Source organism: Paenibacillus rhizosphaerae (assembly GCF_014192015.1).
In the GTDB taxonomy this organism is placed as follows: domain Bacteria; phylum Bacillota; class Bacilli; order Paenibacillales; family Paenibacillaceae; genus Paenibacillus_AQ; species Paenibacillus_AQ rhizosphaerae.
The window spans coordinates 1,831,299-1,857,012 of record NZ_JACHXJ010000001.1 but is presented as its reverse complement, the minus strand read 5'-3'; the positions used below and the strand labels follow the sequence as shown (position 1 = coordinate 1,857,012).

At 53.0% G+C, this 25,714-nt stretch carries 24 protein-coding genes; 11 read left to right on the top strand and 13 right to left on the bottom strand.

Translation table 11 applies throughout. The annotated features are described in order from the left end of the window. Positions 1-3: 3 nt before the first annotated feature. Both FHS19_RS08040 and FHS19_RS08035 read right to left on the bottom strand, forming a co-directional pair. Positions 4-843: an AraC family transcriptional regulator gene (locus tag FHS19_RS08040; protein ID WP_183581098.1), complete on the bottom strand. Its 840-nt coding sequence runs from the start codon at positions 841-843 to the stop codon at positions 4-6. 172 nt (positions 844-1,015) lie between these two features. Next, positions 1,016-2,803 carry an SgrR family transcriptional regulator gene (locus FHS19_RS08035; protein ID WP_183581096.1) on the bottom strand — a complete coding sequence of 596 codons (1,788 nt, stop codon included), beginning with the start codon at positions 2,801-2,803 and terminating at the stop codon, positions 1,016-1,018. A gap of 335 nt (positions 2,804-3,138) precedes the next feature. On the opposite strand from FHS19_RS08035, the gene FHS19_RS08030 reads away from it, so the two are divergent. From FHS19_RS08030 to FHS19_RS08010, 5 genes are all read left to right on the top strand, one after another. Next, a complete protein-coding gene (locus FHS19_RS08030; RefSeq protein WP_183581095.1) occupies positions 3,139-3,390 on the top strand; it encodes a hypothetical protein in 252 nt (83 codons plus the stop codon). A 603-nt stretch (positions 3,391-3,993) separates the two neighbouring features. Further along, a complete protein-coding gene (locus tag FHS19_RS08025) occupies positions 3,994-5,766 on the top strand; it encodes a sensor histidine kinase (RefSeq protein ID WP_183581093.1) in 1,773 nt (590 codons plus the stop codon). Beyond that, positions 5,759-6,496, top strand: coding sequence for a LytR/AlgR family response regulator transcription factor (locus tag FHS19_RS08020; RefSeq protein ID WP_183581090.1), 738 nt, complete (start codon positions 5,759-5,761; stop codon positions 6,494-6,496). Before FHS19_RS08025 ends, FHS19_RS08020 begins: the two co-directional genes overlap by 8 nt. A 262-nt stretch (positions 6,497-6,758) precedes the next feature. After that, complete coding sequence (gene cstA / locus FHS19_RS08015) at positions 6,759-8,552, top strand: carbon starvation protein CstA (RefSeq protein WP_183581087.1); 1,794 nt, start codon at positions 6,759-6,761, stop codon at positions 8,550-8,552. A 204-nt stretch (positions 8,553-8,756) separates the two neighbouring features. Beyond that, entirely contained in the window at positions 8,757-9,134 is a 378-nt protein-coding gene (locus FHS19_RS08010; protein WP_183581084.1) for a hypothetical protein, read from the top strand. Between the two features lie 74 nt (positions 9,135-9,208). Here FHS19_RS08010 and FHS19_RS08005 read toward each other — a convergent pair whose 3' ends face one another. Further along, on the bottom strand, positions 9,209-9,622 hold the full coding sequence (locus FHS19_RS08005; protein ID WP_183581081.1) for a nuclear transport factor 2 family protein: 414 nt from the start codon (positions 9,620-9,622) through the stop codon (positions 9,209-9,211). Between the two features lie 133 nt (positions 9,623-9,755). Between FHS19_RS08005 and FHS19_RS08000 the strand changes: the two genes are divergently transcribed. Beyond that, positions 9,756-10,346: a CGNR zinc finger domain-containing protein gene (locus FHS19_RS08000; protein ID WP_183581077.1), complete on the top strand. Its 591-nt coding sequence runs from the start codon at positions 9,756-9,758 to the stop codon at positions 10,344-10,346. 178 nt (positions 10,347-10,524) lie between these two features. Here the strand turns inward: FHS19_RS08000 and FHS19_RS07995 are convergent, their stop codons facing one another. The 3 genes from FHS19_RS07995 to FHS19_RS07985 form a co-directional block, all read right to left on the bottom strand. After that, a complete protein-coding gene (locus FHS19_RS07995; RefSeq protein WP_312887160.1) occupies positions 10,525-10,914 on the bottom strand; it encodes a MerR family transcriptional regulator in 390 nt (129 codons plus the stop codon). Between the two features lie 585 nt (positions 10,915-11,499). Continuing rightward, positions 11,500-12,456 (bottom strand): acyltransferase domain-containing protein, encoded by a 957-nt coding sequence (locus FHS19_RS07990; RefSeq protein ID WP_183581072.1) that lies wholly within the window; start codon positions 12,454-12,456, stop codon positions 11,500-11,502. A 107-nt stretch (positions 12,457-12,563) separates the two neighbouring features. Continuing rightward, positions 12,564-13,694: a Gfo/Idh/MocA family protein gene (locus tag FHS19_RS07985; protein WP_183581070.1), complete on the bottom strand. Its 1,131-nt coding sequence runs from the start codon at positions 13,692-13,694 to the stop codon at positions 12,564-12,566. Between the two features lie 158 nt (positions 13,695-13,852). On the opposite strand from FHS19_RS07985, the gene FHS19_RS07980 reads away from it, so the two are divergent. After that, positions 13,853-14,263 (top strand): winged helix-turn-helix transcriptional regulator, encoded by a 411-nt coding sequence (locus FHS19_RS07980; RefSeq protein ID WP_246426456.1) that lies wholly within the window; start codon positions 13,853-13,855, stop codon positions 14,261-14,263. A 32-nt stretch (positions 14,264-14,295) separates the two neighbouring features. On the opposite strand, the gene FHS19_RS07975 is transcribed toward FHS19_RS07980, so the two are convergent. Further along, positions 14,296-15,915, bottom strand: a complete 1,620-nt coding sequence (locus FHS19_RS07975; RefSeq protein ID WP_376771839.1) for a catalase — start codon at positions 15,913-15,915, stop codon at positions 14,296-14,298. Between the two features lie 332 nt (positions 15,916-16,247). Here FHS19_RS07975 and FHS19_RS07970 point away from each other — a divergent pair, with 332 nt between their 5' ends. Further along, a complete protein-coding gene (locus tag FHS19_RS07970; RefSeq protein WP_183581066.1) occupies positions 16,248-17,966 on the top strand; it encodes a glycoside hydrolase family 2 protein in 1,719 nt (572 codons plus the stop codon). A gap of 67 nt (positions 17,967-18,033) precedes the next feature. Here the strand turns inward: FHS19_RS07970 and FHS19_RS07965 are convergent, their stop codons facing one another. Both FHS19_RS07965 and FHS19_RS07960 read right to left on the bottom strand, forming a co-directional pair. Next, the gene (locus FHS19_RS07965; RefSeq protein ID WP_183581064.1) at positions 18,034-18,690 is read right to left on the bottom strand and encodes a carboxylesterase family protein; all 657 of its coding nucleotides are present in this window, start codon (positions 18,688-18,690) and stop codon (positions 18,034-18,036) included. A gap of 45 nt (positions 18,691-18,735) precedes the next feature. After that, on the bottom strand, positions 18,736-19,242 hold the full coding sequence (locus FHS19_RS07960) for a GNAT family N-acetyltransferase (protein ID WP_183581061.1): 507 nt from the start codon (positions 19,240-19,242) through the stop codon (positions 18,736-18,738). A gap of 262 nt (positions 19,243-19,504) precedes the next feature. On the opposite strand from FHS19_RS07960, the gene kduI reads away from it, so the two are divergent. The 3 genes from kduI to kduD are packed head-to-tail and all read left to right on the top strand — an operon-like array spanning position 19,505 to position 21,918. Next, positions 19,505-20,338 carry a 5-dehydro-4-deoxy-D-glucuronate isomerase gene (gene kduI / locus FHS19_RS07955; RefSeq protein ID WP_183581058.1) on the top strand — a complete coding sequence of 278 codons (834 nt, stop codon included), beginning with the start codon at positions 19,505-19,507 and terminating at the stop codon, positions 20,336-20,338. A gap of 31 nt (positions 20,339-20,369) precedes the next feature. Further along, complete coding sequence (locus FHS19_RS07950; RefSeq protein WP_183581055.1) at positions 20,370-21,134, top strand: DeoR/GlpR family DNA-binding transcription regulator; 765 nt, start codon at positions 20,370-20,372, stop codon at positions 21,132-21,134. Positions 21,135-21,171: 37 nt separating this feature from the next. Continuing rightward, entirely contained in the window at positions 21,172-21,918 is a 747-nt protein-coding gene (kduD, locus tag FHS19_RS07945; RefSeq protein ID WP_183581052.1) for a 2-dehydro-3-deoxy-D-gluconate 5-dehydrogenase KduD, read from the top strand. A 639-nt stretch (positions 21,919-22,557) separates the two neighbouring features. Here kduD and FHS19_RS07940 read toward each other — a convergent pair. The 4 genes from FHS19_RS07940 to FHS19_RS07925 form a co-directional block, all read right to left on the bottom strand. Beyond that, the gene (locus FHS19_RS07940) at positions 22,558-23,388 is read right to left on the bottom strand and encodes a sugar phosphate isomerase/epimerase family protein (RefSeq protein WP_183581049.1); all 831 of its coding nucleotides are present in this window, start codon (positions 23,386-23,388) and stop codon (positions 22,558-22,560) included. A 274-nt stretch (positions 23,389-23,662) separates the two neighbouring features. Next, complete coding sequence (locus tag FHS19_RS07935; RefSeq protein ID WP_183581046.1) at positions 23,663-24,376, bottom strand: 2OG-Fe(II) oxygenase; 714 nt, start codon at positions 24,374-24,376, stop codon at positions 23,663-23,665. Then, positions 24,366-24,938: a methylated-DNA--[protein]-cysteine S-methyltransferase gene (locus FHS19_RS07930; protein ID WP_246426455.1), complete on the bottom strand. Its 573-nt coding sequence runs from the start codon at positions 24,936-24,938 to the stop codon at positions 24,366-24,368. The genes FHS19_RS07935 and FHS19_RS07930 overlap by 11 nt, the downstream gene beginning before the upstream one ends. Further along, the gene (locus FHS19_RS07925; RefSeq protein ID WP_246426522.1) at positions 24,904-25,527 is read right to left on the bottom strand and encodes a bifunctional transcriptional activator/DNA repair enzyme AdaA; all 624 of its coding nucleotides are present in this window, start codon (positions 25,525-25,527) and stop codon (positions 24,904-24,906) included. The genes FHS19_RS07930 and FHS19_RS07925 overlap by 35 nt, the downstream gene beginning before the upstream one ends. Positions 25,528-25,714 lie beyond the last annotated feature (187 nt).

Sequence of the window (25,714 nt, the reverse complement as noted above, 5' to 3'; positions counted from 1 at the left end):
GCATTAACTTTCCCCGCTCCGCCTCCATTCCATCGGCGTCATCCCCACATGCTTGACGAACAAGTCGTGAAAACGGCTGGACGAGCTGAAGCCGACTTCGGAAGCGATAAATTCAACGGGCTTGCGAGAGGTGTGCAGCAGCCGCTTGGCTTCGTCAATCCGCAGGGAAATAATGTACTGTTTGGGTGACATGCCGATGCGGTCGGTAAACTTTTTGCGAAATATGCTTTCCGACAGATAATGGTTTGCTGCCAAATCCGACACCTTCAGCGATGTATGGTAATTTTGGTGAATTTCCTTCAGCGCGTCCTGAATCATTTGCTCTTCAGGATGCTCTGAGGGAACTTCAGCCGCTTGATCGCAGGCTCCCGTATGATAAGCCAGCAGCAGAGTTTCCAGAGCGTTGCGCAGCAGATCATAGGAATATTCGGTCTTCACTTCCCGCCTGCATTCTTCCTCGATCTGGCGCATGGCGGCTAACACGCGCTCCACGGCGCCAGGGGTCAAAGATGCCTTCAGGATCGGCCCCGGACGCTGCGAAAACGCATGCGATATTAAATACTGGCAGTAAGGGGGAAGATTCTGGTCGTAGATGTGCAGCGAGTATCCTTCCCAGGCTTTGACGCAGACGTAGCTGTGCTTCAGGTCAGCCGGAATCAGCAGTAGATCCCCAGGAAGTGCTTCAACATTCTGTTCTCCTGCGGCATAATAACCCTCTCCCCTCACCAGGAGGGTAATCTCGGCGGATGGGTGGGTGTGGGATAGAAATAATCCCTCCTTATGATCCTTGTCGCTCGGATTCGTATGAAAATACACGATGCAGTCCATAAATCCGATATCCATCAGTGATCCCTGTCCTTTTCATCTGTAATTGTAGAGACGGTAGCCTTACGATAACACATACCCTACAGGCTGTATGTCAGACCGAAGTATGGGGACGAATGGCCCCTGCCATTATTAAAAAGGGGCCTCTTCATGCATTGACGCCCGTCCCGCCTTGCATGCTCCTGCAACCTCAGCGCTTGACCCACACATCCTTGTAATTGATTTTACCCCAGGCATCCAGAGTAATGCCTCCAAGGGATTGATCATGTCCGACGATGTGGATGCTGTGGTACATAAATAACAGGTGATGGTCTCTCTTTAACTGGTCTTCAATCCGTCTCAGCAAAATCCTTCTAACCGTGTAATCCGGTTCCGCCAGAACTTCGGACAGCGCCCGGTCCACCCCGTCCCTCACGGCTTCGTCCAAGTGGTTGCGGACATATCCGTAATGCGAACGGTACATTTCGATCAAAGACACGGACGGTTCGTTACCGAGCACCTCTCCGGCATAAATCATATCGGCCTGTTTTATGACGCATGGATTCGTAAGCTCACGGATCGGCATCACATGGACTTCCACAGTCACCCCGATGTCTTCGCAGGCCCGGCGGATCCATTCGGCATCCACCTCGTTGCTGGTCATTTCGTAAGTGTACAGGGTCAGCGTTTCTCCGCGGTAGGCGGATTCGGCCAGGCAGGCTCTCGCGAGCATCAATTCCCCGCCTCGCCCGTACGCCTCGTCATGGTCATACGGATTAAAGCCCGAGGATGGCTGTTCTCTCCTTCCTCCGAGTTCCTTGACCATCCGTTCGCGGTTGAGAGCTGCATGGATAGCCTTCCGAAGCTTAACGTCATGAAGAATTCCGGCTCTCGACAGATTGAAAGTCAGATAGGTACTGCCCTCTTCAAGACGGGTTAGCAAAGGGCCCGTTTTCTTCTTATCCGTCGGTTCAAAATAGAGTACCTGCGCGTCACGGTCCTGAAGTCTGTCGGGCTTCAGATGCTCCAAATAGTTCGGCCACACCCAGATCTCGATGCGGTCCATCATCGGCCGGCCATGGAAATACCGCTCGTTCGCTTCGAGGATGATGCCATTATCGTTGTTCTCCTTGATGATAAATGGGCCCGTACCTACCGGCATCCGCCGAATATCCCGGGTCGCCGCAAGGCGGTCCAGATCCTTAGGTACGATAGAGAAGCGTTCTGAGGCCAGTAAATGCAGGAAAAGGGCGTTAGGTTCACTGAGGTGAAAACGCACGCTGATATCGCTGAGGATCTCTACCCTTTCTACATTCGCTGTGAACCAATCCGGCGGATTCAGCTGCCCAAAACGCTCAAACGTAAATTGGACGTCTTCAGCCGTCATTATCTTCCCGTGATGAAACAGTACTCCTTTACGCAAATAAAAGGTCCACTCGGTATACCCGCGATCCGATTCCCAGTAATGGGCGAGCCCCGGCTTAATTACATGACCGGCCGTGTCGAACTCCACCAGCGTGTTCAAAATCTGTCGAATCAGGTGGGTCTCCGTGCGGCGAATGACGAACAGCGGCTCTAGATCGGGCACCGGCCGGTAAAACGGGAATCGGAGAACGTCCTTGTGGTCGGAAGCCTTCTGCGCACCAAACTGCCCGGCCAGCCAATCCGAAAATTGGGACTCGGTCAAGGGATCCGTATGTGCATGCAGCAGCCCGAACGCTTCGCCGACATGTCCTTTCAAAGCCAGTTCTTTCGCTTTTTCCAGCACAAGCTCCTGTGCATCCGCAACCATGACGAGCCGCGACATATTGCCCCGCCCCAATCCGCTCTGCCAATCAATTAGCCCCAGCTCCCTCATTTTTTGAACGAGCAGCTGTGCATTTCGCCGGGTGCATTCCCATATGTCCTCCAGCTCCTGCATCGTCACCTGGATCGAAGAGCCTCGGGGCTCGGAAGCAAAGTGTTGATTCAGTTTATTGTAGTAATGGACAACGTCCATATGAATTCCCCTCCTTCGCCAAAAAGGTGAAAAATCAGCATGATGATTTCGCCTTTCCCTTCGCCTTTTTCAAAATTATAATTTGACTTGTATGAAACGTAAAGAGGAGGTATTGAAACATGTATTCGGCAGGTGCCTGGCGAGGTTCGAGCGCCTGCTGTCTTGCGGAACATAGCTACCATGTTGCCGGCGCCATCACGGCTTTACCGAAAATATATGAACTGGCGCTACCCTCCTATGTATAATCTTACATAATCTTTGCTCTTCATGTCTATCATGCGCGGAATTGATGCTCTCCCCATTCTGCTGACCGCCATGTTCATAGGCGCATATTGATGGATCGGGCCGACAAGAATAGATGGCTGATCGCGGCCATCACGCTGCAGGGTATCATGGTAATCATCCTGTTCATTTCCCTGGAAACGGTCCTTCGCCAATCCTGGTGGGTCTATACTGCCGGGTTTCTGCTGATGATCTTCGGTGACTGGGCCGAGCCGGGCCGAAGGACGGCTGCTTTGGTCGATAACATCATTGTGTTCCTCGCCCATTGTGCTTCCGGAGTGATGGTTACGATCATTATCTTGTAACCCACAGATCACTTGGAGCTCTCGAGCACCGTATTGGGCTTCATTTTCTCTGCAACTCCAGCCGGCTGGAACAATAACTCCGCTTGTTCAAGGACGGGTTGTCTGATCGTCTGCATGATGGATCTGCTGATCGCCGCCGTCTGATTCGCAGGCCCATTGTTTAGGCATCGGAACCAATAACAGAACACCACAGGATCATAAATGTCGTGGATCGCAGTAGTGAAATTTTCGGCAGCTATAACTTAACGACTACATTGAAATCTGACTATCGAGATCTAGGAGGACATCGCCTTGTCCGGCTGCCCTGGCGTTGCTCCACATGCGGACTCGGCTTCAGGTCCTTCTTTACCTAAGCGTTGCTGAATGTGCTGAAGAAGTTCCCTCACCGTGAAATCCGCGCTCAGATCATCAAATTATTTCTTGGGTAATCGCAAAAAGTTCTTGTGTTCGACATCCTGGTATGTCCCACTATGTCGTTCATGTAGTTAAATGATTGAGGCAATCTGTCGAAATAGCACCGATTGAAAACGCTGCAATTTCCGATTATACTAGCTCCGCAGGTAACTCAACGAACAACGAACGATTGCGGAGGATGATGCTGACATGTTCTATTTATTGCCTCTTATGCTGGAAAGAGTCGGCATCCTGATTATCGTCGCCTTTTTGCTGTCCAGAATGCCGTCGTTCCGCCAGACGCTGCATCATGAGGATCGGCTTCCCGCGAAGCTGCTGCTGATCGTCATTTTTGGCGTGTTCGGCATGATCAGTAACTACACCGGTGTAGAAATTCATGGAGGTGCCATCGGCTCCGAAATCTGGCAGGCTGGCGTGCAGGTTGACAGCGCACTGGCCAATACGCGGATTATGGGCGTAGCCATCGGCGGCTTGCTTGGCGGACCGCTGGTCGGACTCGGGGCCGGGCTGATTGCCGGCCTCCATCGGCTGACGCTAGGCGGTTATACCGCTGTCGCCTGCTCCATATCTACCATCCTCGCAGGCGTGGTGACCGGCTGGATCGGCAGGCGGTTCCGCAGGTCCGATCCCGGCGCACCATGGCGCGCGGTTGCCATCGGAATTCTGATGGAATGCGTACAGATGGGGATTATTTTGCTGATCGCCCGCCCTTTTGACGCCGCAGTCCAATTGGTTTCGGTCATCGGCCTGCCGATGATCGTTATGAACGGGTTCGGCACGCTGATGTTTATGCTGATCATCCAGTCTATCCTGCAGGAGGAGGAGCGGACGCGTGCCCTGCAGACCAACCAGGTGCTTCATATCGCCGACCGGACCCTGCCCTTTTTTCGCCAAGGCCTGAACCCGGAATCGTGCCGGGAAGCGGCAAGCGTCATTCTGGAAGCCACCGATGCGGATGCAATCTCGATTACGGATCGGGAACAGGTGCTTACACATGTGGGTGCGGGCTCGGACCATCATGTACCGCTCCACAGCCTGGCGACTCAGCTTACCCGGTCCGTACTGGAGCAGGGACGGATGTCCGTTGCGACGTCGAAAGAAGACATTCAATGCTTCCATGACGGCTGCAGCCTGCAGGCTGCGATTGTACTGCCGCTGCAGGTGCGGAGCGGCACCGTCGGGACGCTGAAGCTTTATTATACGAACCCGGAACGGCTGGACCGTGTACAGCGGGAAATGGCGGAAGGTCTTGGCCGCTTGTTTTCCACACAGCTCGAGCTGGCTGAGGCGGAGATGCAGAGCAGACTGCTGAAGGATGCCGAAGTCAAAGCGCTCCAGGCGCAGGTGCATCCCCACTTTCTGTTTAATGCGATCAATACGATTTCGGCGCTGTGCCGGACCGATCCGGACAAGGCGCGGGAGCTGCTCATTCAGCTCGGAATCTTTTTCCGCAGCAACCTTCATGGCGCACGGCAGATCCTGATTCCGCTCAGCCAGGAGCTGAGGCATGTGGAAGCCTACTTGACGCTGGAAAAGGCGCGCTTCCCTGACAAATTCGAGATGACATTCGATATCGAACCGGAACTGGCCGATTTGGAGATTCCGCCGTTCACGCTGCAGCCCTTGGTCGAAAACGCCGTGCGCCATGCCTTCCATGGCCTTGGTGCCCACCATAAAGGGAGTGTATGCATTGCCGCGGGCCAGAAGGGCCATGAAGTCATGATTGTTACGGCAGATAACGGCAAAGGCATACCGCAGGAGCTGCTAAACCGGCTTGGTGAGCAGGCCGTCCATTCCGAAGATGGAACCGGCACGGCGCTGCATAATATCCGTAGGCGGATCGCGGAGATCTACGGCAGCGAGGGCTCGTTCCGAATCGAAAGCGATGCGGACACCCCTGGAACCCGGGTCGTGATCACGCTGCCATTACATCTTGCACATAGGAGGGAAATGCATGCTTAAAGGATTCATTGTCGACGATGAGCCGCTCGCCCGGGATGAACTGGCTTATCTGCTTGGCCGTACCAGACAGGTTCATATTATCGGAGAGGCCGATTCGCTGGAGACGGCACTGCAATCGATTGCGGAGACGGCACCGGACGTCGTGTTTCTCGACATCCAGTTAGCGGAGGATAACGGACTGGAGCTGGCCAAGCAGCTCTCGGTTCTGGAGCAAGTCCCGGATATCGTTTTTGCCACGGCTTACGATGAGTATGCACTGCAGGCATTCGAAGTGAATGCCCTGGATTATATTCTGAAGCCATTCGAGGAAGAACGGGTGCGGAAAACGGTCGACAAAGTCATGAAGCTCCGCTCCGCTCGTGAGAAAAGGGCAGTCCCTTCTCCCCCGCTGGGACCCGACCGTACAGGCAAGCTGGCGGTCAGCGCGGAGGAGCGGATTCTGCTCATTGATATCGATAACATCGTGTATGTGGGATCCGAGGACGGTAAGAGCGAATTGGTCACGACAGGCGACCGGTACAAGCTGAATGAGCCGCTGGTCAATCTGGAACGCCGGCTGGCTGGAACTTCCGTCGTCCGGGTGCACCGGTCGTACCTTGCGAACTTGAACGCGGTCACCGAAATTCAGCCGTGGTTCAACTCCGCCTGTATCCTCATCATGAAAGACGAATCCAAGGTCCCCGTCAGCCGGTCCTTCACCAAGGAATTGAAGCAGCTGCTCGGATTGTAGCTGAGGATCAGCCGACTTACCATCATTTTTAGGTCATGCTTTTAGCGCGGCAGGTGGCTGGTGTCCCTTCCATGTCTGGTCCATGGGTATGGTTCACCCTGACTGCATCTGCCTGCCATTCACCGCTTTCTTTTTGCTGTTCATCCTTTCCTTCCGGCTTTTCAGCCTGAAAACACCATGGATCGATTTTCATCAGGTATAGTACGGATAACATCTATTCACCCGTGACAAGCGGGGTGTGAATAAAGGAGGAACTCCAAAAATGAATGCGGTTACAATCGTCATTGCATCCATCTGTATTCTCATGATCGCCTACCGCCTGTATGGGACGTTCATGGCTGCCAAGGTGTTGAAGCTCAGCAATAGCACCCCTACGCCGGCCCATGCCCTCGAGGACGGCAAGGACTACGTACCGACGAACAAATGGGTTACCTTCGGCCATCACTTCGCGGCAATTGCCGCAGCGGGGCCGCTGGTCGGGCCGATCCTGGCCGCCCAGTTCGGCTATCTGCCCGGCTTATTGTGGCTGCTGATCGGAGCTGTCATCGGCGGCGCCGTACATGACGCGGTCGTCCTGTACGCGTCCATGCGCAAGCAGGGCAAGTCGCTGTCCGAAGTCGCCAAGGAGGAGCTTGGACCGGTCGCCGGCTTTTGCACCGGCCTGGCGATGCTGTTTATCATCATTATAACGATGGCGGGCTTGTCCATGGTCGTGCTCCATGCGCTTGAAAACAATCCTTGGGGTACCTTCGCCGTCGGCATTACGATTCCGATTGCCATGGGCGTCGGCCTGTACTACAAAAAAACCGGCAAGCTGAAGACCGCGACCACCGCAGGATTTATTCTGCTCATGATCGGCGTATTTGCCGGTCCTTATATTCAGGAAACGGCCATCGCCCAATGGCTGACGCTGGATGCCAAAACGCTGGCCGTGATTCTGCCGATTTACGCTTTCTTTGCGGCGGCGCTGCCGGTATGGCTTTTGCTCGCTCCCCGGGACTATCTGAGCAGCTTCATGAAAATCGGCGTGTTCGTCGCCCTTATTGCCGGTGTGTTTATCATTAACCCGGTGATCCGTTTTCCGGCTTTTACCGAATTCGCCGGTGGCGGGGGCCCGGTCATCGCAGGTCCTGTCTGGCCTTTCATTTCGATTACGATCGCCTGCGGTGCCATTTCCGGTTTTCATGCGTTCGTCGGCTCCGGAACGACGCCCAAAATGATCAATCAATGGACTGACATCAAAGTCATTGGCTTCGGTGCGATGCTCGTCGAGTGCGTTGTCGGGATCATGGCGCTGATCGCCGCCACAGCGCTGCATCCCGCCGACTATTTCGCCATCAATTCCGCCCCGGCCGTGTTCCAGACGCTTGGGATGCATGTGGAAAATTTGCCGCAGCTCAGCAAGGAAATCGGAATGGATCTAGAAGGCCGCACTGGGGGAGCGGTTACGCTCGCCGTCGGCATGTCATATATTTTCACAAAAATTCCGTGGTTCAGCCATCTGGCACCGTTCTTTTTCCAGTTCGTCATTATGTTTGAGGCGGTATTCATTCTGACAGCGATCGATTCCGGGACCCGTGTCTCCCGTTATCTGATCCAGGACTTTTTCGGCGAGCTCTATAAACCGCTGAAGCGGACCGATTGGCTGCCCGGCAATATTTTTGCGAGTGCACTCGCCTGCTTCATGTGGGGATATTTGCTCTTTTCCGGTGATATCAGCTCGGTATGGGCTTTGTTCGGCGTCTCCAATCAGCTCATGGCTTCCATCGGCCTGATTATCGGAGCAACCGTTATTTTAAAAATTGCGGATAAGCCGATCTATGCACTGACCTGCATCATTCCGCTTGCGTACCTGTATGTCACGGTGAACTACGCCGGTTATTGGATGGTACGTCACGTGTACTTGAATCCGGAGGCTTCGGGATATAACGTTCTCAATGGTGTGCTCTCGATCATTATGCTTATCTTGGGTGTCATTATCTTAATCACGGCCATCAAAAAATGGATGGAGCTATTAAGCTCGCCGACGTTACATCAGGGATCATTAATTCCTTGATCCGCCTAAAATAATTATCAGTTATCTATCAACCAGCCGCAAGAGCCTCCGTTTTAGGCCGCGCGGCTTTTTTTCAATCTCTTCCGACACGGCAAGCCAACAATTAGCATTTGCTTCCAATATCAAGGAATGATAATATGTATAGCGGCCTTCTGTGGCTGCATAAAATCAAGACAATTCAGGAAGAAGGAAGTAATTAACTACATGAACAACTCGATCCGTTTATTTAAGGTGTCAGGCATTGTGCATAAGGATCAGCTTGTCGTTTGCGTCAAGGAATGGAAACTCCTGAAGGAAACCGGGCGTTATTACGAAATCAAGTCGGAAGATGCCAGCGTCAAGCGAGTTTATAAAGAAAAGCTCGGTGTTATTCAAGACGACACCAAAACCTATGCCAACGGGCTGATTTCAAACCACACCTTTTGTGCACAAGAGGACATTGAAGCCATGAAATCGCTCATTATTGCAGAACTCGACTCCAAAATATCTTCCTACCTGCAAGACCTGATGCTGAACAGAAAAGCACTGGAACGTCCTCATGAAAACTCGATTTCACTTCATATTACTAAGCTGAATCGTTAACTTATAAATGACATAAGAACTTACGCAAGGGCGTCCATCCACTCGGTTGGCGCCCTTCGTGCTTGTAATGAGAATCATCTGTACCTGCGGTCTGATTCCTGGATCGGATAATCGTTAGCGCTCATATCCCGTCTTCGCATCAGTCCTTCTTCATCAAACTCCCAATGCTCATTTCCATGCGTTCTCATACACTGTCCCGTGTCAGCATCCCGCCATTCATACTCGAAACGCACCGAAATGCGATTGTCTTCGTAACACCACAGCTCCTTCATCAGCTTGTAATCCAGTTCCTTCTCCCACTTTCGTTTCAAAAAATCACGGATCGCCTCTCTGCCCTTAAAAAATTCGGTGCGATTTCTCCACTCCGAGTCGTGAGAATAAGCCTTCGCCACCAGATCCGGATTTCTTGTATTCCAGGCGTTCTCGGCAGCTTTTACCTTGGCAAGTGCCGATTCATGGGTAAAAGGGGGTTTAATGACATTAGACATGGACTTCACCTCATCATAGGAACTAACCGCAAAAATGCAGTCGTTATGGTTAGTATGATATGTACTTTTCATTAACCTGTCAATCCATTATTATTAGGTTAGTTTAAAAATTCGCCGGTTGGAGGAAAACTTCATGACATTAAATAACACAGGTTCGTTTCCGTTGGTCTCCGGTCATCCTTCACTGGATTTGGTCAATACCCAGTTAGTCCGCCGAGGCATCCGCCATGATCTGCTGGTTCGTCCGGATGATTTAACCGCTTGGCTTGATGTATTAAATATGAAGGAAAGTCTGCCTTCACTTAAGCATGAACCATCGGTGATTACGGAAGAAGCACTGAATAAAGTTAAACATTTTCGGGGTGTCGTCAGAGACATGTACGAGCGGCTGGCTGACGGCCAAGAGGTCACCCGCTCGTGGATCCGCCTCATGGAAGAATGCATTGCCAACGCTCCATTGTCCTATCACTTCATTGACGGAAGACTCGTTCCCGTTCCGCTGGGGTCTGATGTAGATGCCGTCTTGTCCCTGGTCGCCCTGGATGCGCTCCAATTACTGGGAGCCGGTGAATTAGCGTATCTTCATCGGTGTTCCAATCCCGAATGCGTCCTGCTCTATGTCGACCGTTCGGGACGACGGAAATGGTGCTCCATGAAGATTTGCGGAAACCGGATCAAAGTGGCGCGAAACCAAGCAAAAAAAGACCACCATCAAGGGATGTAAACACAAACACAAACAAAACAAGCATGGTTCGCATTACATTGTTTATTTACGGGGTTAACAAAAGACGGTTAACAAAATATATATTATGTTAACCAAGATCTGTGCGGATTACCAAGACGCCCTTTGAGGCTGTCCTGGCTCCACGAAATTGGAGTTACAATAATCATTTTTTTCTTTGTTAGGAATGCATAAGCTGTTCGTAATAGTCCAATTTGGTCCGTGCTTCCGAGATCGTCTTGTCCAGCGCCTGCCGCTGCTCCTCCAACCGGTCCAATTGAGCCGATAAAATGGACATCCGGCTTTGGATTAACTTCAGCTCTTCATCGTCCAAAGCTTCTTTATTTCTGAAACACTGCCCGTCGGCAATGAACTCCTTAATATCCTCCAGCGATAAGCCGCTTTGCTTTAAGCATTTGATCGACATCATATGGTGAACATGATCAGCACTGTACATCCTTACGCCGCCGCTTTTCCGCAGCGTCGGATGGATCAGCCCCATTTTTTCGTAATAACGCAGTGTGTCGAGGCTAAATCCTGTCATTGTGGAAGCTTCCCGAATGGTATACACAAAAATTCACCGCCCTTCCCCTGTATTGTAAACGCTGGAGCTGACTCCAAGTCAAGATATGGATACGTCCCTTAATTTCTACGAGACCTGTTGAGGGAAGTCTCAACTTTTAGATTCAAATTTGAAGCAGTGGGGTTGGAATTAGCATCTGAGGCGACATTTTGATTTTGGCTGGATCGAATCAGTCATTGGAGCCATTCCGTAAGACCAAGGCCACGTTCAAGGTGGACAACATTCATGAGTTTTATGACTACCTAAAGAGTTCAGGTTGCAAAATCTTTCGGGATCTCACTAGAGTTCCAACGGGCACAAATCTTACGGTACTACATCCAGATGGCGAGATTTTTGAATACGTTCAACATCATGATAAGAGTAATCGCCCGCTAGTCAATCAAAACCCATCAATTATAAATGTTTAAAAAAATGAAAAACGACGTCTTGGTTAACATAATGAATATTATGTTAACAAATGAATTCTCAACCTCTTGAATGTCACTCAAGGACATTCGTGCTTTCGCCAATCATACTGTTCCCATAAAAAAATCCCATCCCTGCTTACAGGAATAGGATGAACTCGTACTGCGTCTATGCTTGCTGTATTCGGCGTATCGTTGCTTGGAGCCGGTCCCAATCCTTTTGAAAAGGACTGAGCACGCTGTATACTTCAGCGCCGGATACCTGTTTCCACAGATGCTTGGTGAAGTTGGCCAGCGTTCCGGACGGCCCTAGATCAACGCAAATATGCTCCGATGGGTTCAGACGCTGCATCGCCTCCAGAAACCGGATTGGATGGCGGACCGCATCCCAGGCATAGTCTGAAGATAACGACGTGATGCCCATTCCGTACAGGCCGGACACCAGCTTCACCTGCGGCCGGTTAAAATGGATTTCGTTCAGGTAGGGTTTATACGCCGCCTCCGCTGCGTCGATCGATGCAGAGTGAAATCCGTAGCGCACGGGCAGCACCTGATGGGCGATTCGATTTTGCCTCAAAAACGCCTCTGCCTGCAGGATACCTTCGGCTGCGCCGGAAACGACAAAGTGGGAATGATCATTCACGGCCGCCAGCTCGGTATGCGTATACAGTTCGGCGGTTTGCCCGAACATCGCGGGATCACTTGCGATGGCGATCATGCCACCCGGCTCACAAGTATGCTGCACCACGTCGGCCTGAGCGGCAGCAAGCTTCAAAGCCGTTTCCCAGTCGATTACGCCGGCAACGGCGCAGGACGCAAACTCGCCCAAGCTCGTCCCAAGCACGATATCCGGATAGATTCCGTTTTCCATCATCACCTGCGCCAGGGCATATTCGACCATAAAGATGGCCGGATGGCTGTAGGATAAATGATCCAGCGGTTCCTCTGCTTTACGGCCGCTGCCGTACAATTCCATAACGACAGACCTGCCCGCCGACGGGTACAGCCGCCGATCCATGCGGTCCATCCATTCCCGGTATCCGGGATGCCGTTCGTAGAGTTCGATTCCCATCCGGTAATATTGGGAGCCTTGACCGGGAAACAAGAAAACGACGGGTTTTGCCATAACCTCATTGACCTCCGTAAGGTAGAAAAGTCTTGATGATGATATTCTTCTACCAACTTATCATTTCATGTCTCCTGCGTCCATCTCCCCTACAAACGGACCCTTGGTCAAACCGCATATCCGGGTTCTAACCGCAAAGTTGCCCCTGTCTCCCCTGCCTTCCGCACCTGATCCAGCAGCTCGTGAACCGCAAGCGCGGTTTGAAAATCCGGCGCTTCGTGCGTGTCATTCGCCAAATCCCGGTGGATCTGCTGGTAAATCCCCGCCACATTGTAAGCGGATGTTCCCATCAGCTCGGCTGGAGGCAGAAGGATATGCTCAGGCACCGTCAGTTCCCTTAGCTCTCCGCTTCCCTGCGTCCCCAGCACGGTCAGGTCATCAATTTGGTACATAAAATTTTGACGTGAGCGGATGTGTAAATCCCCTTTCGTGCCGTTGATCTCAATCGCGAAGCTTCCCGCATGTACGTTGCGTATTTGAGAGCTGAATACGGCCTGGCCCGGCAAGATCCCGCTGATCACGACATGATCCGGTGCCGACGCACGGATGATTTCACCCGTCTCTTCCACTGGGACATGCTGCGCTTGCGTCTTCAATATGGCCGAAATTTCGGAGAACGGACCAAAGAGATACATGATCCCATCCAGAAGATGTCCACCGGCGATCGTCAGCTGATTGGCTCCGTTCGCATCGTCCAGTAAATACACATGCCCCTGGTCGATCTGCTTGGAACGGATAGGATAGGTCGGTACGGCGTAATTGACGTGAACGGCAAGCACGTCCCCGACGTAACCTTCTGCCAGCAGCTCCCGGACGTAGCCGATGACGGGATTGGCGCGCGACTGCAGCCCGGCGAAATGGCGAACTCCCCGTTCCCGGGCTGCCTTCAGCAATGTTGCTGATTCCGCGGTCGTTCGTCCGAGCGGGAACTCGCTGTACACATGCTTGCCGGCTTCAAGTGCAGCACGAATCAGCCGGTCATGCTCCGGAACCCGGACGGATACGGTAACCAAATCGACCTCTGGATGCAGGGCAAGCTCAAACGGATCGGAGAAGGCATGCCGGATGCCAAAATGAGCGGCGCTCGCTTCCGCGCTGGACTGCCGCGACGCCCCGACGGCGGTCACAACGTACTCGGGCAGCGCTTTCAGCGCCGGAATGTGTGCCCGTCCTCCCCACGCACCGTTCAAACCGGCACCGATGATTCCGACACGAAGGGGGTGATGATTTTTATTCATAAATAAAGCCTCCTTGAAATTAATAAGGGATCCACCCGTTTCTGGAAAATTGTGGAGGGGGGGTTCGGGTTGGTAGACATAGATTAATACAGTGAGTACAATGTGAAAAGAAGGCACTTTTCGGTTCGTTACGAACCTGTAGGTGCGTTAGGAGGTGGATGATGGAAAACATAAAAGCAGCGGAACCCGTATTTTCGGTCACGTCCTGCACGGCTCGGCGTGTACTGGAAATCGTTTCGAATAAATGGGCGGTCCTCATCATTTTCGTATTGGAGAAAGGCACCAAACGGTACGGTCAGCTTCAGCGAAGCATCGCCGACATTTCCCAAAAGATGCTAACCCAGACGCTCCGCCAGCTGGAGCGGGACGGACTCATTGAGCGCAGTGTCCTTCCAGAGATTCCGCCTGTGGTGGAATATACCCTGACTCCACTAGGAGAGAGCTTGATCCCCTACCTGCGCCAACTTAACCATTGGCTGAACGAGCATTATCCTCAGATCGAACAAGCCCGGAAAGATTACGATGCGAGAGAAAAATTTCGAGAAGACAAAAGCACGCAGACCGTTTAGGTTTGCGTGCTTTTTTAGATGCATGAATGGTGTCAATACGAGTCGGTGCTGTGGCCTTTCCGTTCGGCTTCCTCCACCGCTTCATGAGTGTGAGTGGCGCCCAGCGGGCCATGGTGGCTGCTTGGTCCATGCTGTTTGATCCCTTCGGCGACGCGCCGGCCGTATTCCTCGTCGCACTGGGTCAGATGGTGGATCATCTTTTCCTGAATGACCGGGCTGCAGGATGACAGCGCGTTAACCAGATTGGTGATCAGCTCGTTCTTTTCAAACTCGTCAAACGCACGGTACGTCTCCCCGGCCTGCTTGTAATCGTTGGTTCGTTCGATGCTGGCCTGCATCAGCTTGCCTTCCACATGCGGCATGTAGTCGATTTCCTTCCGGGGAGCTTCCTTCAAACCGTTCAGCGAGGACGGTTCATAATTGATATGGGGATTCTGCCCGGGAGCCATATCCACATAATACGTCATCTGGCCGTCACGCTGATTGGTGGCCACCCGTTTCTTCGGCGCGTTGATTGGCAGCTGGAGGTAATTCGGCCCAACACGGTAGCGCTGGGTATCCGAATAGGACAGCGTACGTCCCTGAAGCATTTTATCATCGGAAAAATCCATCCCGTCGACGAGCACACCGGTTCCGAACGCCGCCTGCTCCACTTCGGCAAAATAGTTCTCCGGATTTTTGTTCAGCACCATCCGGCCGACCGGTCGCCAAGGAATCTGCTCCTTCGGCCACAGCTTGGTATCGTCCAGCGGGTCGAAGTCCAGTTCGGGATGGTCGTCGTCGCTCAAAATTTGCACGAATAGCTCCCACTCCGGATAATCGCCGCGCTCGATCGCTTCGTACAAGTCCTGGGTCGCATGGTTGAAGTTTTTCCCCTGTATGTCTTCCGCCTCGGCTTGGGTCAAATTTTTGATGCCCTGCTTCGGCTCCCAGTGGTACTTGATCAATACCGCTTCTCCCTCAGCATTTACCCATTTATACGTGTTGACCCCTGACCCCTGCATCTGCCGGTAGTTGGCCGGGATGCCCCATGGGGATTGAATGAACGTCACCATATGCATCGTTTCCGGCGAGTTGCAGCAAAAATCGAAGAACCGCTCGTTGTCCTGGATGTTCGTGACCGGATCCGGCTTGAAGGCGTGGATCATGTCAGGAAACTTGATGGCGTCGCGGATAAAGAAAATTTTCAAATTGTTCCCGACCAGGTCCCAGTTTCCGTCTTCGGTGTAGAATTTCACGGCAAAGCCGCGCGGATCACGCAGCGTCTCCGGGGAATGGCCGCCGTGGATAACCGAGGAGAAACGGACGAAGACCGGTGTTCGTTTGCCTTCTTCCTGGAACAATTTCGCCCGCGTATACTTGGAAACCGGTTCATCTCCAACCTTGCCGTAGGCCTCGAAGTATCCGTGCGCTCCCGCTCCTCTTGCATGCACGACGCGTTCCGGAATGCGCTCACGGTCAAAATGCGTAATTTTTTCGATAAATTGATAGTTTTCCAGCGTTGCCGGTCCGCGGCTTCCCACTGTCCGCATGTTCTGGTTATTCTTCACCGGATGGCCCTGGCGCGTGGTGAGAGACATTTCGTCTTCGCCCGGAGCCATGCGGCGATCAAGGGCATCGCCGGAACCGGTCACCGAAGTGCCATGTTCCATAGGTTTTTGTTGTTGGTCCATGCTGCAGCTCTCCTTTTTCGTATTTATGTACATAGACAGGTCAGTTTTAGATGGCAAAGATATGAAGTAGCGTTTCCAGCGGATTCCGTTTTTATGCGGTTGAACATTCCGTGGTAAAAAAGGCCGCAAATCAAAAAAATCCACATTACATCAATTTATTCCGATTGATCCCCCAACTGAAATCGCTTAGCATGAATCTGAGCACGTCCAATAGCGAGTCTCGAACAGCCCACGCCCGCATTCGACACTAATCAAGCAAGAAGAAAGGGATTAGGAGCCTGTACATTGTAGATCAAGGAGGAGCAGCCAAGGTGGAAAGATTATTCGTAAACCATGAAGTCCGTTTAAGCCGCACTATAGAAAGCACTTGGGATTTTACCGTCGTCGACGAACCCGATTTGTCCGTTCATGCCGGCCAGACCTTCCCCTACCGGATGACGGTGCCATCCTGCTGGGAGACGCATCCCGATTTCAGTACATATCAAGGCGTTGGTGCCTATCGAACCGTTGTACATATCCGGCGGGAGGCATCTGTCCGGCTTGTTTTTAAAGGGGTAAGCCATACGGCCCACGTCTACTGGGATGGGGTGAAAATCGCACAGCATTATAACGCCTACACTGCGTTTGATGTGGTGATCCCGGATGTACGGCCGGGTGAGCACACGCTGATCGTCGCAGCCGACAACCGCTTCAGCGTAGAATCCGCCCTGCATATTCCAAACGATTATTACACTTACGGCGGTATCATCCGCCCTGTCGTCCTTGAGGAGCTTTATAGCCCTTATGTGCGGCAGCTTTATTTTACTCCTGAACATCATAGTGGTGTATGGAGCGCCGAAGTCCAAGCCGTCGTCAGCAATCCGGATGACATGGAGCGAACGGTCAAGGTAACCGGTACTCTCGCGGGAATCGACTTTTCGCTTGGAACCGTCACCTTGGCGCCAAAGGCTGAAAAAAAGCTGCAAAAGTCGTTTGCCTTTCCGGACGTTTCTTCCTGGTCGCCGGAAGAGCCCTCGCTGTATCAGCTTCATCTCCGGCTATACGAAGAATCGGGCAGCCTGGCGCTCGATGATCTGATTGAACGGGTCGGCTTCCGGACGGTAAGCACCGAGAACGGCAAACTTCAGGTCAACGGCAAAGATGTGGTGCTCCAAGGCTTCAACCGGCATGAAGATCATCCGATGGCAGGAGCGGCTCTTTCCGTATCTTTGATGCTGCATGATCTCGACCTGATGCGTGATATGGGGGCTAACTCCGTCCGGACGAGCCATTATCCGAACGACGAACGTTTCCTGGATCTATGCGACGAACTCGGCTTTCTGGTGTGGGAGGAAAATCATGCGAGAGGCTTGTCCCTGGAGCAAATGCGCAATCCGAATTTCGCCTGGCAGTGCGAACAAGTCAACCGCGAAATGGTCGAACAGCATTACAATCATCCTTCGATCATCCTTTGGGCGATCCTGAACGAATGCGCCAGCGATACGGAGGAAGGCCGGGAGCACTACAGCCGGCAGCTTGGGCAGCTGAGAGCGCTGGACGCCAGCCGTCCGCTGACGTTCGCTTCGCATCACAGGGAGCGGGAGCTCTGCTTTGATTTGGCGGATATCGTTTCCTTTAATCTGTATCCCGGCTGGTATACGGACGAGGATCCAAAGGCTCTCTGCGAACAGGCGCGGGCATGGGCTGACCGGGCAGGAGGCGCCGGCAAGCCGATGATCATGAGCGAGTTCGGCGGGGATGGATATTACGGTTTGCGCGACAATGCACGGATGCGCGGCACCGAGGAGCGGCAGGCGGATATCATTGAAGCCAACCTCGCTGCATATACAGCAAGCCCCTTCCTGTCAGGCATGTATATTTGGCAGTTTTGCGACTGCCGTGTCACCGATGCGACCGGCTGGCTGTTATCCCGTGCAGGTGCTCAAAACAGCAAGGGCATCGTCGACAGGTATCGCAGGCCGAAGCTGGCGTACGACGTGGTTAAGCGATATTTTAAGGGGTCACAGAACGTTAAATCGATGAAATCATGACGCTTGCATACAAAATAAGGATGGGTAAGTCCGGCTTAGAACCGGGCTTATCCATCCTTTTGCTATTTTAAGATAATGAGTGGCTGAGCAGCCAGGCATACAATTCCTTGTTGGCGTATGTCTCGGTCCAGGAATTATGGTTTGCATCCGGATACACCGTAAATTTCACGTTTCCGCCGATTTCTTCCAGCGCCTTCACGATTTGTTCGGATTCCGACAGCGGTACGACATCGTCCTTGGCCCCATGGAAAGCCCAAATCGGGATATCCTTGATCTGCTCGGCATATTTCGGTTCCATGCCACCGCAAATCGGCACGACCGCCGCCCACCTATTTGGATACATCGCAGCCAGCTGCCATGCCCCGTATCCGCCCATACTTAATCCTGTTAAATAAATGCGCTTTGAATCCACTCGATAGTGACGCTCCACGTCCTCTAGGAGAGCCATCAAGGCGTCTTCCTCCATCGCCCAGAACGAGTCTTCCGGGCATTGAGGCGAAATGGCAATGAACGGAAACTGCGGATCCTGTTCCGCGATCTTCGGAATGCCGTGCACCTTGACCAGCTCCACATTGTTCCCGCGCTCACCCGAACCGTGTAGGAAGAGGATCAGCGGCCATTTTTTCTCAGGCTCACTTTCATAGGCTTCAGGCAAGTGCAGCAAGTAGTCCAGTCTGACCCGCTTTGTAATTTCTTTGTCCAGCCTTTTGGCACTTTGGCTCATGTTCTTTTTCCCCGCTTTCCAATTATGTAATGATTCCTCGGTTCCCTATATGCCCGGACGCTGAACCTGCGCTTTCATCGTGATCGAAGTGCCGGACATGCCGACTTTCGTAAAACCGAAACGTTCATACAGCCTAATCGCACGGTTTCTGGGGTCCACGCTTAAGGATACGGCCGGTATCCCTGCAGCGTACAGCTCCTCGAACGCCCGCTGCATGAGCAGCGTTCCAATCCCCTTGCCGCGTTGTTCCGGCAGGATGGCCATGCCCAGCTCCGGCGTATTCTCGTCCACGTAACCGTATCCGGGATGTTCCGCATCAAACAACCGGAGCGTGACCGATCCCAGCTGCTCACCCTCGCCGGAGACGGCGATGAAAGCCATGTCGCCTTCCTTTCCCCAATCGTCCAAGTACTTCGATATTTCAGGGCGTGCAAGGATATCACGGGATAACGGCGGCTCTCCTTCCGGCGTGTACATGGAAGCGTACAGCATCTCCCACAAAAACGGGAGATCCGCAGCCTCCGCCGGCCGGATGTTGATCGCTTCAGGCATTTCTACACCTCCATCGTTGTACGAGTTATATAAGTTAAAACATCGAAATGGTTGTTGAGTACACTCCGTAGTCTTTAGTTCAACTTATATAACATTCGTTTTAACCACGCTGCATTCCAAGATCAACATAACAGATCGCTGAATTGCTGGTCAATTGTGGGAATGTATCCGCTTTAAATTATGCTTGAAATCCCAAGTGAATGAACTATAATGAACAATATAGAACTTATATAAACCATTATGAACTTATGGAGGTACGAACATGGAAATTAGATACGCATCCCATCCCCAAGAAGTGAAAGCGTTTGATACGGCTCGCCTGCGTCAGGAATTTTTGATCGAGTCGATGTTTGTAGCGGATCAGCTCACGCTCTATTACACGCATGTCGATCGCTTTATCGTTGGCGGCGCGGTTCCGGTGAATCAGAGTGTCAAGCTGGAAGCCGACCCGAAAACGATGGGAGCCGATACGTTCCTTGAGCGCCGCGAAATCGGCATCATCAATGTCGGGGGACCGGGTACGATCAGCGTAGACGGCACGGACTATACCATCGATTCGAAGGACTGCCTCTACGTGGGGCTCGGCGCCAAAGAAGTGGTGTTCAGCAGCAGTGACAAAGCCAATCCGGCTAAATACTACCTGAACTCCACCCCTGCCCACAAAGCTTATCCGACAGTTAAGGCGGCCATCAGCGAAGCTTCGCCGAACAACCTTGGCAGCTTGAGCAATTCCAACGAGCGCACGATCTACCGTTACATCCATACCGGCGGAATCCAAAGCTGCCAGCTCGTCATGGGCATGACGCTCTTGAAGCCGGGCAGCATGTGGAACACGATGCCGTGCCACACGCATAACCGCCGTTCCGAGGTTTATTTCTATTTCGACATGCCGGAAGACGGCAACGTCTTCCACTTCATGGGTGAGCCGCAGGAAACCCGCCACCTCGTCGTCCGCAACGAACAGGGCGTCATTTCCCCAAGCTGGTCCATCCACAGCGGCGTTGGAACAAACAGCTATACCTTCATTTGGGGCATGGCCGGCGAGAACCAAATCTTTGAGGATATGGACCCTGTCGGCATGGATGAATTAAAATAAGATAAAACTCGAACGAATGGATGAATAACCAATGAACCCTTTACGCCGCTACGAAAACATCATGGAGCTGCTCCTGGCCAAACAGGAGGTGACGGTTGCCGAACTCAGTGAACAGCTGAACGTCACCGGCAAGACGATCCGCGAGGATCTGGCGAAGCTGGAGGACAAAGGTCTGCTCCAGCGGGTGCATGGCGGTGCGATTTTGGCGCAAAGCGACCAGCTGGGCATTTTGTCCACTAAGGAACCGCTGGCGCGCCACGCTTCGGAGAAGGCGGATATCGCCCGCCTGGCCCTATCGCGCATCGAACCGAATGACGTCATCGCCCTGGACGGCGGCAGCACGACGCTTGAAATCGCCAAGGCGCTGGATAACCAGCCCCTGACCGTCGTCACCAACGATGTCCACATCATTTCGGAGCTTGCCCGCAAGGACGCCATTCGGCTTGTCGTCCCGGGAGGCTACCGCGTGCGGAACATGCTGGCGGGGCCGGAAGCGGTCACCTATGTTCGGCGGCTGAATATTCACAAGGCGTTTCTGTCGGCAACGGGCCTGCATCCCGAAGACGGGCTGACGATCTACACCGGAGAGCTTCTGGACATCAAACGGGCGCTCCTTGAGACCGCGCGTACCTGTTACGCCGTGGTGGACCATCACAAATTCGGACAAAGCGCCCTGCTGACGTTTGCGAAGCTGAACGAAGTGGAAGCGATCCTTACCGACTCGGGCTGCAGCCCCGAATTGGCTGATACCGTTCGCCAAGCGGGCGCCCGTCTCGAAGTAGCGAATGCGCAGTGAAGCATCCAACCTATCCCATACAAAGGACTGATATACGATGTTTGATTTGACGGGTAAAATCGCCCTCGTCACCGGCACCTCCGGCGGCCTGGGACAAGGCATGGCTGTTGGCCTGGCGGAAGCCGGCGCCTCGGTCGTATGCATCTCCTCGACGAACAGCGACCGGACGGTCGAGGAGATTCGCAAGCTGGGCGGGAAGGCTGAGCAAATTTCCGCTGACTTAAGCGACACGGACGCCTTGGATCAAGTGTTCGCGCAGGCGCTTTCCTATTACGGCGGTATCGATATTTTGGTGAACAATGCGGGCATCATCCGCCGTACGCCGGCAGCGGACCATGCGCGCCAGGATTGGAACGACGTGATCAATTTGAATCTGAACACGGTGTTCTTCCTCAGCCAGCTCGCCGGACGCCACATGCTCGAGCGCGGCAGCGGCAAAATCATCAATATTGCGTCCATGCTCACCTTTCAAGGAGGCATTAATGTGCCCGGCTATACAGCCGCGAAGCATGCGGTTGCCGGGGTCACCAAAGCGCTTGCCAACGAATGGGCCGGAAAAGGCGTCCAGATCAACGCCATTGCCCCCGGGTACATGGAGACGAACAATACGGCGCCGATCCGCTCAGACGAGCAGCGCCTGCAATCCATTACCGAACGGATTCCTGCAGGCCGCTGGGGCACGCCGGAAGATTTGAAGGGTCCGGTCGTCTTCCTGGCTTCCCAGGCATCCGATTATGTCAACGGCCATGTTCTGTGTGTCGACGGAGGATGGCTGGCAAGATAACGCCGTTAATCCCAAAAGAGCTGCCATTTCAGACAGGGACCCGTTCCCTTCTTCTGGAATATGCAGCTTTTTTTATGCTGAATCTCCTGCTCTAACCGCGTGTTTGAACCGTTCCTGGATGGAGCCATATTCGAGATTCCGGTCAAATAAGCGCCGCCGTCCTTCAAGTTCATCAAAGATCTGAGTACGGCAAACGCCAAGCAGAAGAAATCATCCGGATGGGTCTATTTCATTACGTAACATTGTTCCGTACCCCTGTGATTAAGGGATGAAATAAGCCGGATTAATAGAAATTCAGCATCCAGCCGATAAATTCTCCCCCTCCACCCTTCGACATGATGTGCACCGAGGGTGCTTTATATCGACAAAAACGACATCCGTGGTGAAAATGTCTCAATATCGCGCGATCGTACAGCTAATGAAACATAACAATGTTACGATATAATACATAAAAATATCATCTTCTTCTATTCCTGAACTCGTTAATATCTATTCCATCTTTATAATTATTCCATGGCCGCGCTCGAGCCATTTTCCATAAAAAAAGGCGACCTGCCGCTGGGAAGTTCCCCGCAGCAAATCGCCTTTTGAACTCTCTTATTAAGATAGATAAACCTTCAGACCCAAGAGACGTCACCGTCAGCCCAAGTACGGGGTAACCAACGCTCTTACCCGATCAATGCCGTCCCACATATCGCCGGGACCGTCATAAACGATCGTAATCGGTCCTTCGTAACGATGCCCTTTCACCAGCTCCATACATGAAATAAATTCCGCATCGTCGAGGTTGCCCTGTTCATCCTGCTGTGCCTTGGCGTGGATGGATTCGCTCCTGGTTATCGTACGGGACAGCTCACCAAGCTTGGTCGGTCCCTTAAAATTGCCGAAATCCGACGTCAATCCAAGCCCGGTGCCGCAAGCATCCAGCAGAGCCAGACAGTTGTCCGCGGTGGAGGTCATCGCATGAAAATTCTCGGTGACGATGCGGACCTGTTTATCCGCCGCGTAATCGATCAGCCGCTGCAGCTGACTGGCGGCCAACCGCAGTGCTTCGGCATCGCCGGGATCGGCATCGCCGCCGATAATCCGGATCCGCTCCGCGCCCGCTGCGGACGCGATATCGATCCAGTGCTGCAGCCATTGCATATCTGCTTCCCGGCGCGTGTCATCCGGATTCGTAATGTCACCGTAATCCGCCAGCAGAGTATAAAAGCGCATCCCCGCCTTCTGAATCGCTTCGCGAAGCTCCTGAAGATAGCTGCTGCTCGTATCCTTGAAATGAAAGTGGCAAATTTCCATCGTGGTGAAGCCCTTGTCTCTCAGTACAGCCGGAAGTTCAATCAGCGAGAGCTTCTCCGGCTGCTCCTCTATCCGGGTGACGTGTTCCTTCCGCTCATTGTCCCACTGTGTCCAGCGCAAAGGACCCAGATTTCGGTGGAGGCTCCACGTCGTCAGCGATAAATTTGGCATTCAATCCCCACACTTTCCTGTAGTTGCTGCCCGTATTTTGATCCTATGGTAAAAGTCCATACAAATCTCTTATTCCATAAGAAATCGGGCAGTTCAATCGCGTTCCCTAATGCGGTATTAATCGGGTCGAACGATAAGACACGGTTGTGGACGATGTCCTGCCGGCCCAAACACCTCCGCCTTGAAAGCGATTGCATCTCCCCCTAATATTGTAACTTCCGTTTACCGTTGTCAATACAGGCTCGCGACATTTCAAAAAAAGGAGGGGATACGCTCAGGTGGCATCATGAAAAATAACCCCGAGCGTATATCGAATCCCAGTCTGTACCGTGCTTACCCCATGACGGAGTGTGGTCCGGTAATAGCCTCTAGTCCCTTGAACCGGCCGGTAGTTCGTTGGGAATATCAGCCCTTCCCCCTGTTCGAGCGTGATCACATGTCCCCGGCTCTGCGCCCGCGGACGCTGCTCTACCAGCAGAAACTCCCCGCCGGTATAATCCCGCTGCCTTTGATTCAAAGCGAACACGACTTGAAAAGGAAAATACGCTTCGCCGTACAAATCCTGATGCAGGCAATTGTAGCCCCCGGCCTCGTACTTCAGGATCAGCGGCGTTGACCGCTGCTGTCCTTGCCGATGGCACTCTTCCAAAAATTCGTCAAGCGACTCCGGATACCCCGCATCCATGCCGAGCTGTTCATGCCAACGGTTGGCGGTCCGGGCTAGTTCCGGGTACAGGTTTTCCCTGAGCTGTTGGATCGGCACTGGCAGCGGGCGGTCATAGTACTTATATTCCCCGCTCCCGAAGCGATACCGGGCCATCGAAATCGTGCTGCGAAACAGTTCATCGTTGGCGTAGGTTGCAATCAACGCATCGCATTCTTTCGGGGATAGAATGGCAGGCAGCTTGGCATACCCTTGATTGTCCAGCGTATTCCGAAGCGCCTCCCAGTCTACCCCCCGGATCCGCTCCCGGATGCTAGTTGGCATGATGCTGTCCCCCAGCCGGGATGGATTGCCCCGCTTCCAGCGCAAGCAGCCTCTCTTTCATTTCCAGTCCGCCGCGGTATCCCGTAAGCGCCCCGTTCTTCCCGATGACACGGTGGCAGGGCACCATGATCAGTACCGGATTGGCTCCAATTGCGGCGCCGACCGCCCTCACAGCTGCCGGCCGACCGATCTGATGAGCGATCTCGGAATAGGTTACGGTCTGCCCATACGGAATAAAGCAGAGTGCCTGCCATACCTCCCTCTGGAATGGGGTGCCCCGGTCATCCATCGGGATCGTGAACTCTTCTCTTGTTCCCTGGAGATACTCCGTGATTTCCGTGATGTAAGGGAACATTGTCTTTTCATCACGAACCCATTGATGATTCGGATAACGCTGTGCCGCCCAGGCTTCAAGTTCATCAAACGATCCGCCGTGGGAACCGACATAACCAAGCCCTTGGGCCGTGGCGGCCGCATAAAGGCTCCAGCCGTTTCCGTCGAGCCTGTCCCAATACAGAGCTGCCAGGTCAGTTTTGCTTGCCGTGGTCATGTTCATATTCATCCGTTTGCACCTCCTGGGCAGCGCCGTGCTGCCATATTTGCCGGAATTCCAGCGGCGTTTGGCCGGTCATTTTTTTGAACAGCGTAATAAAATACGGGACGTTCGGGTTCCCAACCCCTGCGGCAATCTCCGTGATGGATTGGTCCGTGTGTGCCAGCAGGTGTTTAGCTTCCTGTATCCTTTTGCGCTGGATATATTCAACCGGGCTGATTCCTTGCACCCGCTTAAAGGTCCGCTGCAGATGAAAGGGGCTGCCATGACAGACATCAGCTAAATGTTCCAAAGACAGCTTATCCCGAAAATGACGGTCGATATAGTCGGTGATTTGATTCACCCATTCCTGATCGGGCAGCTTCTCGCCGGTCGGCTTGCACCGCTTGCACGGCCGGAAACGAGCCGCCAGCGCCTCTTCCGCGTGTTGAAAGATTCGTACGTTCTCCTTGTTGGGCGGTCTGGATTTGCAGGAAGGCCGGCAGAAAATCCCCGTCGTGCTGACCGCGTAAAAGAAACGGAAATCATACGCCGCATCGTTGGAGACGATCGCCTGCCACTTCTCTTCCGGAATATCCTCTTTTATCCGGCGCTTCATCTCGGCCGGGTCTGTATCCCGGTCATTCCATGGATCTCTCATCAGCCTCACCTCCACCCCCAGTATACCCTTCTTTGTGCCGCTTGGGATGGACTTGGGAATGTAAAAGCAAGATATCGAAATGAAAGCGCAGCGGTTTCGGTATACACTGGTAACGTAAGCAAGATGTAAAGGAGGGCCTCCAGTG

Excerpts from the sequence above, each read along its gene's own strand:
- FHS19_RS07950 (WP_183581055.1), top strand. The coding sequence starts at position 20,370 with ATGAACCCTTTACGCCGCTACGAAAACATCATGGAGCTGCTCCTGGCC.
- FHS19_RS07965 (WP_183581064.1), bottom strand. The coding sequence starts at position 18,690 with ATGAGCCAAAGTGCCAAAAGGCTGGACAAAGAAATTACAAAGCGGGTC.
- FHS19_RS07990 (WP_183581072.1), bottom strand. The coding sequence starts at position 12,456 with ATGGCAAAACCCGTCGTTTTCTTGTTTCCCGGTCAAGGCTCCCAATAT.
- FHS19_RS08000 (WP_183581077.1), top strand. The coding sequence starts at position 9,756 with ATGACATTAAATAACACAGGTTCGTTTCCGTTGGTCTCCGGTCATCCT.
- FHS19_RS07980 (WP_246426456.1), top strand. The coding sequence starts at position 13,853 with ATGATGGAAAACATAAAAGCAGCGGAACCCGTATTTTCGGTCACGTCC.
- FHS19_RS08040 (WP_183581098.1), bottom strand. The coding sequence starts at position 843 with ATGGATATCGGATTTATGGACTGCATCGTGTATTTTCATACGAATCCG.
- FHS19_RS07925 (WP_246426522.1), bottom strand. The coding sequence starts at position 25,527 with ATGAAGCGCCGGATAAAAGAGGATATTCCGGAAGAGAAGTGGCAGGCG.
- kduI (WP_183581058.1), top strand. The coding sequence starts at position 19,505 with ATGGAAATTAGATACGCATCCCATCCCCAAGAAGTGAAAGCGTTTGAT.
- cstA (WP_183581087.1), top strand. The coding sequence starts at position 6,759 with ATGAATGCGGTTACAATCGTCATTGCATCCATCTGTATTCTCATGATC.
- FHS19_RS07985 (WP_183581070.1), bottom strand. The coding sequence starts at position 13,694 with ATGAATAAAAATCATCACCCCCTTCGTGTCGGAATCATCGGTGCCGGT.
- FHS19_RS07935 (WP_183581046.1), bottom strand. The coding sequence starts at position 24,376 with ATGCCAACTAGCATCCGGGAGCGGATCCGGGGGGTAGACTGGGAGGCG.
- FHS19_RS07960 (WP_183581061.1), bottom strand. The coding sequence starts at position 19,242 with ATGCCTGAAGCGATCAACATCCGGCCGGCGGAGGCTGCGGATCTCCCG.
- kduD (WP_183581052.1), top strand. The coding sequence starts at position 21,172 with ATGTTTGATTTGACGGGTAAAATCGCCCTCGTCACCGGCACCTCCGGC.
- FHS19_RS08035 (WP_183581096.1), bottom strand. The coding sequence starts at position 2,803 with ATGGACGTTGTCCATTACTACAATAAACTGAATCAACACTTTGCTTCC.
- FHS19_RS08030 (WP_183581095.1), top strand. The coding sequence starts at position 3,139 with ATGGATCGGGCCGACAAGAATAGATGGCTGATCGCGGCCATCACGCTG.
- FHS19_RS08010 (WP_183581084.1), top strand. The coding sequence starts at position 8,757 with ATGAACAACTCGATCCGTTTATTTAAGGTGTCAGGCATTGTGCATAAG.
- FHS19_RS07975 (WP_376771839.1), bottom strand. The coding sequence starts at position 15,915 with ATGGAACATGGCACTTCGGTGACCGGTTCCGGCGATGCCCTTGATCGC.
- FHS19_RS07930 (WP_246426455.1), bottom strand. The coding sequence starts at position 24,938 with ATGAATATGAACATGACCACGGCAAGCAAAACTGACCTGGCAGCTCTG.
- FHS19_RS08005 (WP_183581081.1), bottom strand. The coding sequence starts at position 9,622 with ATGTCTAATGTCATTAAACCCCCTTTTACCCATGAATCGGCACTTGCC.
- FHS19_RS07940 (WP_183581049.1), bottom strand. The coding sequence starts at position 23,388 with ATGCCAAATTTATCGCTGACGACGTGGAGCCTCCACCGAAATCTGGGT.
- FHS19_RS08025 (WP_183581093.1), top strand. The coding sequence starts at position 3,994 with ATGTTCTATTTATTGCCTCTTATGCTGGAAAGAGTCGGCATCCTGATT.
- FHS19_RS08020 (WP_183581090.1), top strand. The coding sequence starts at position 5,759 with ATGCTTAAAGGATTCATTGTCGACGATGAGCCGCTCGCCCGGGATGAA.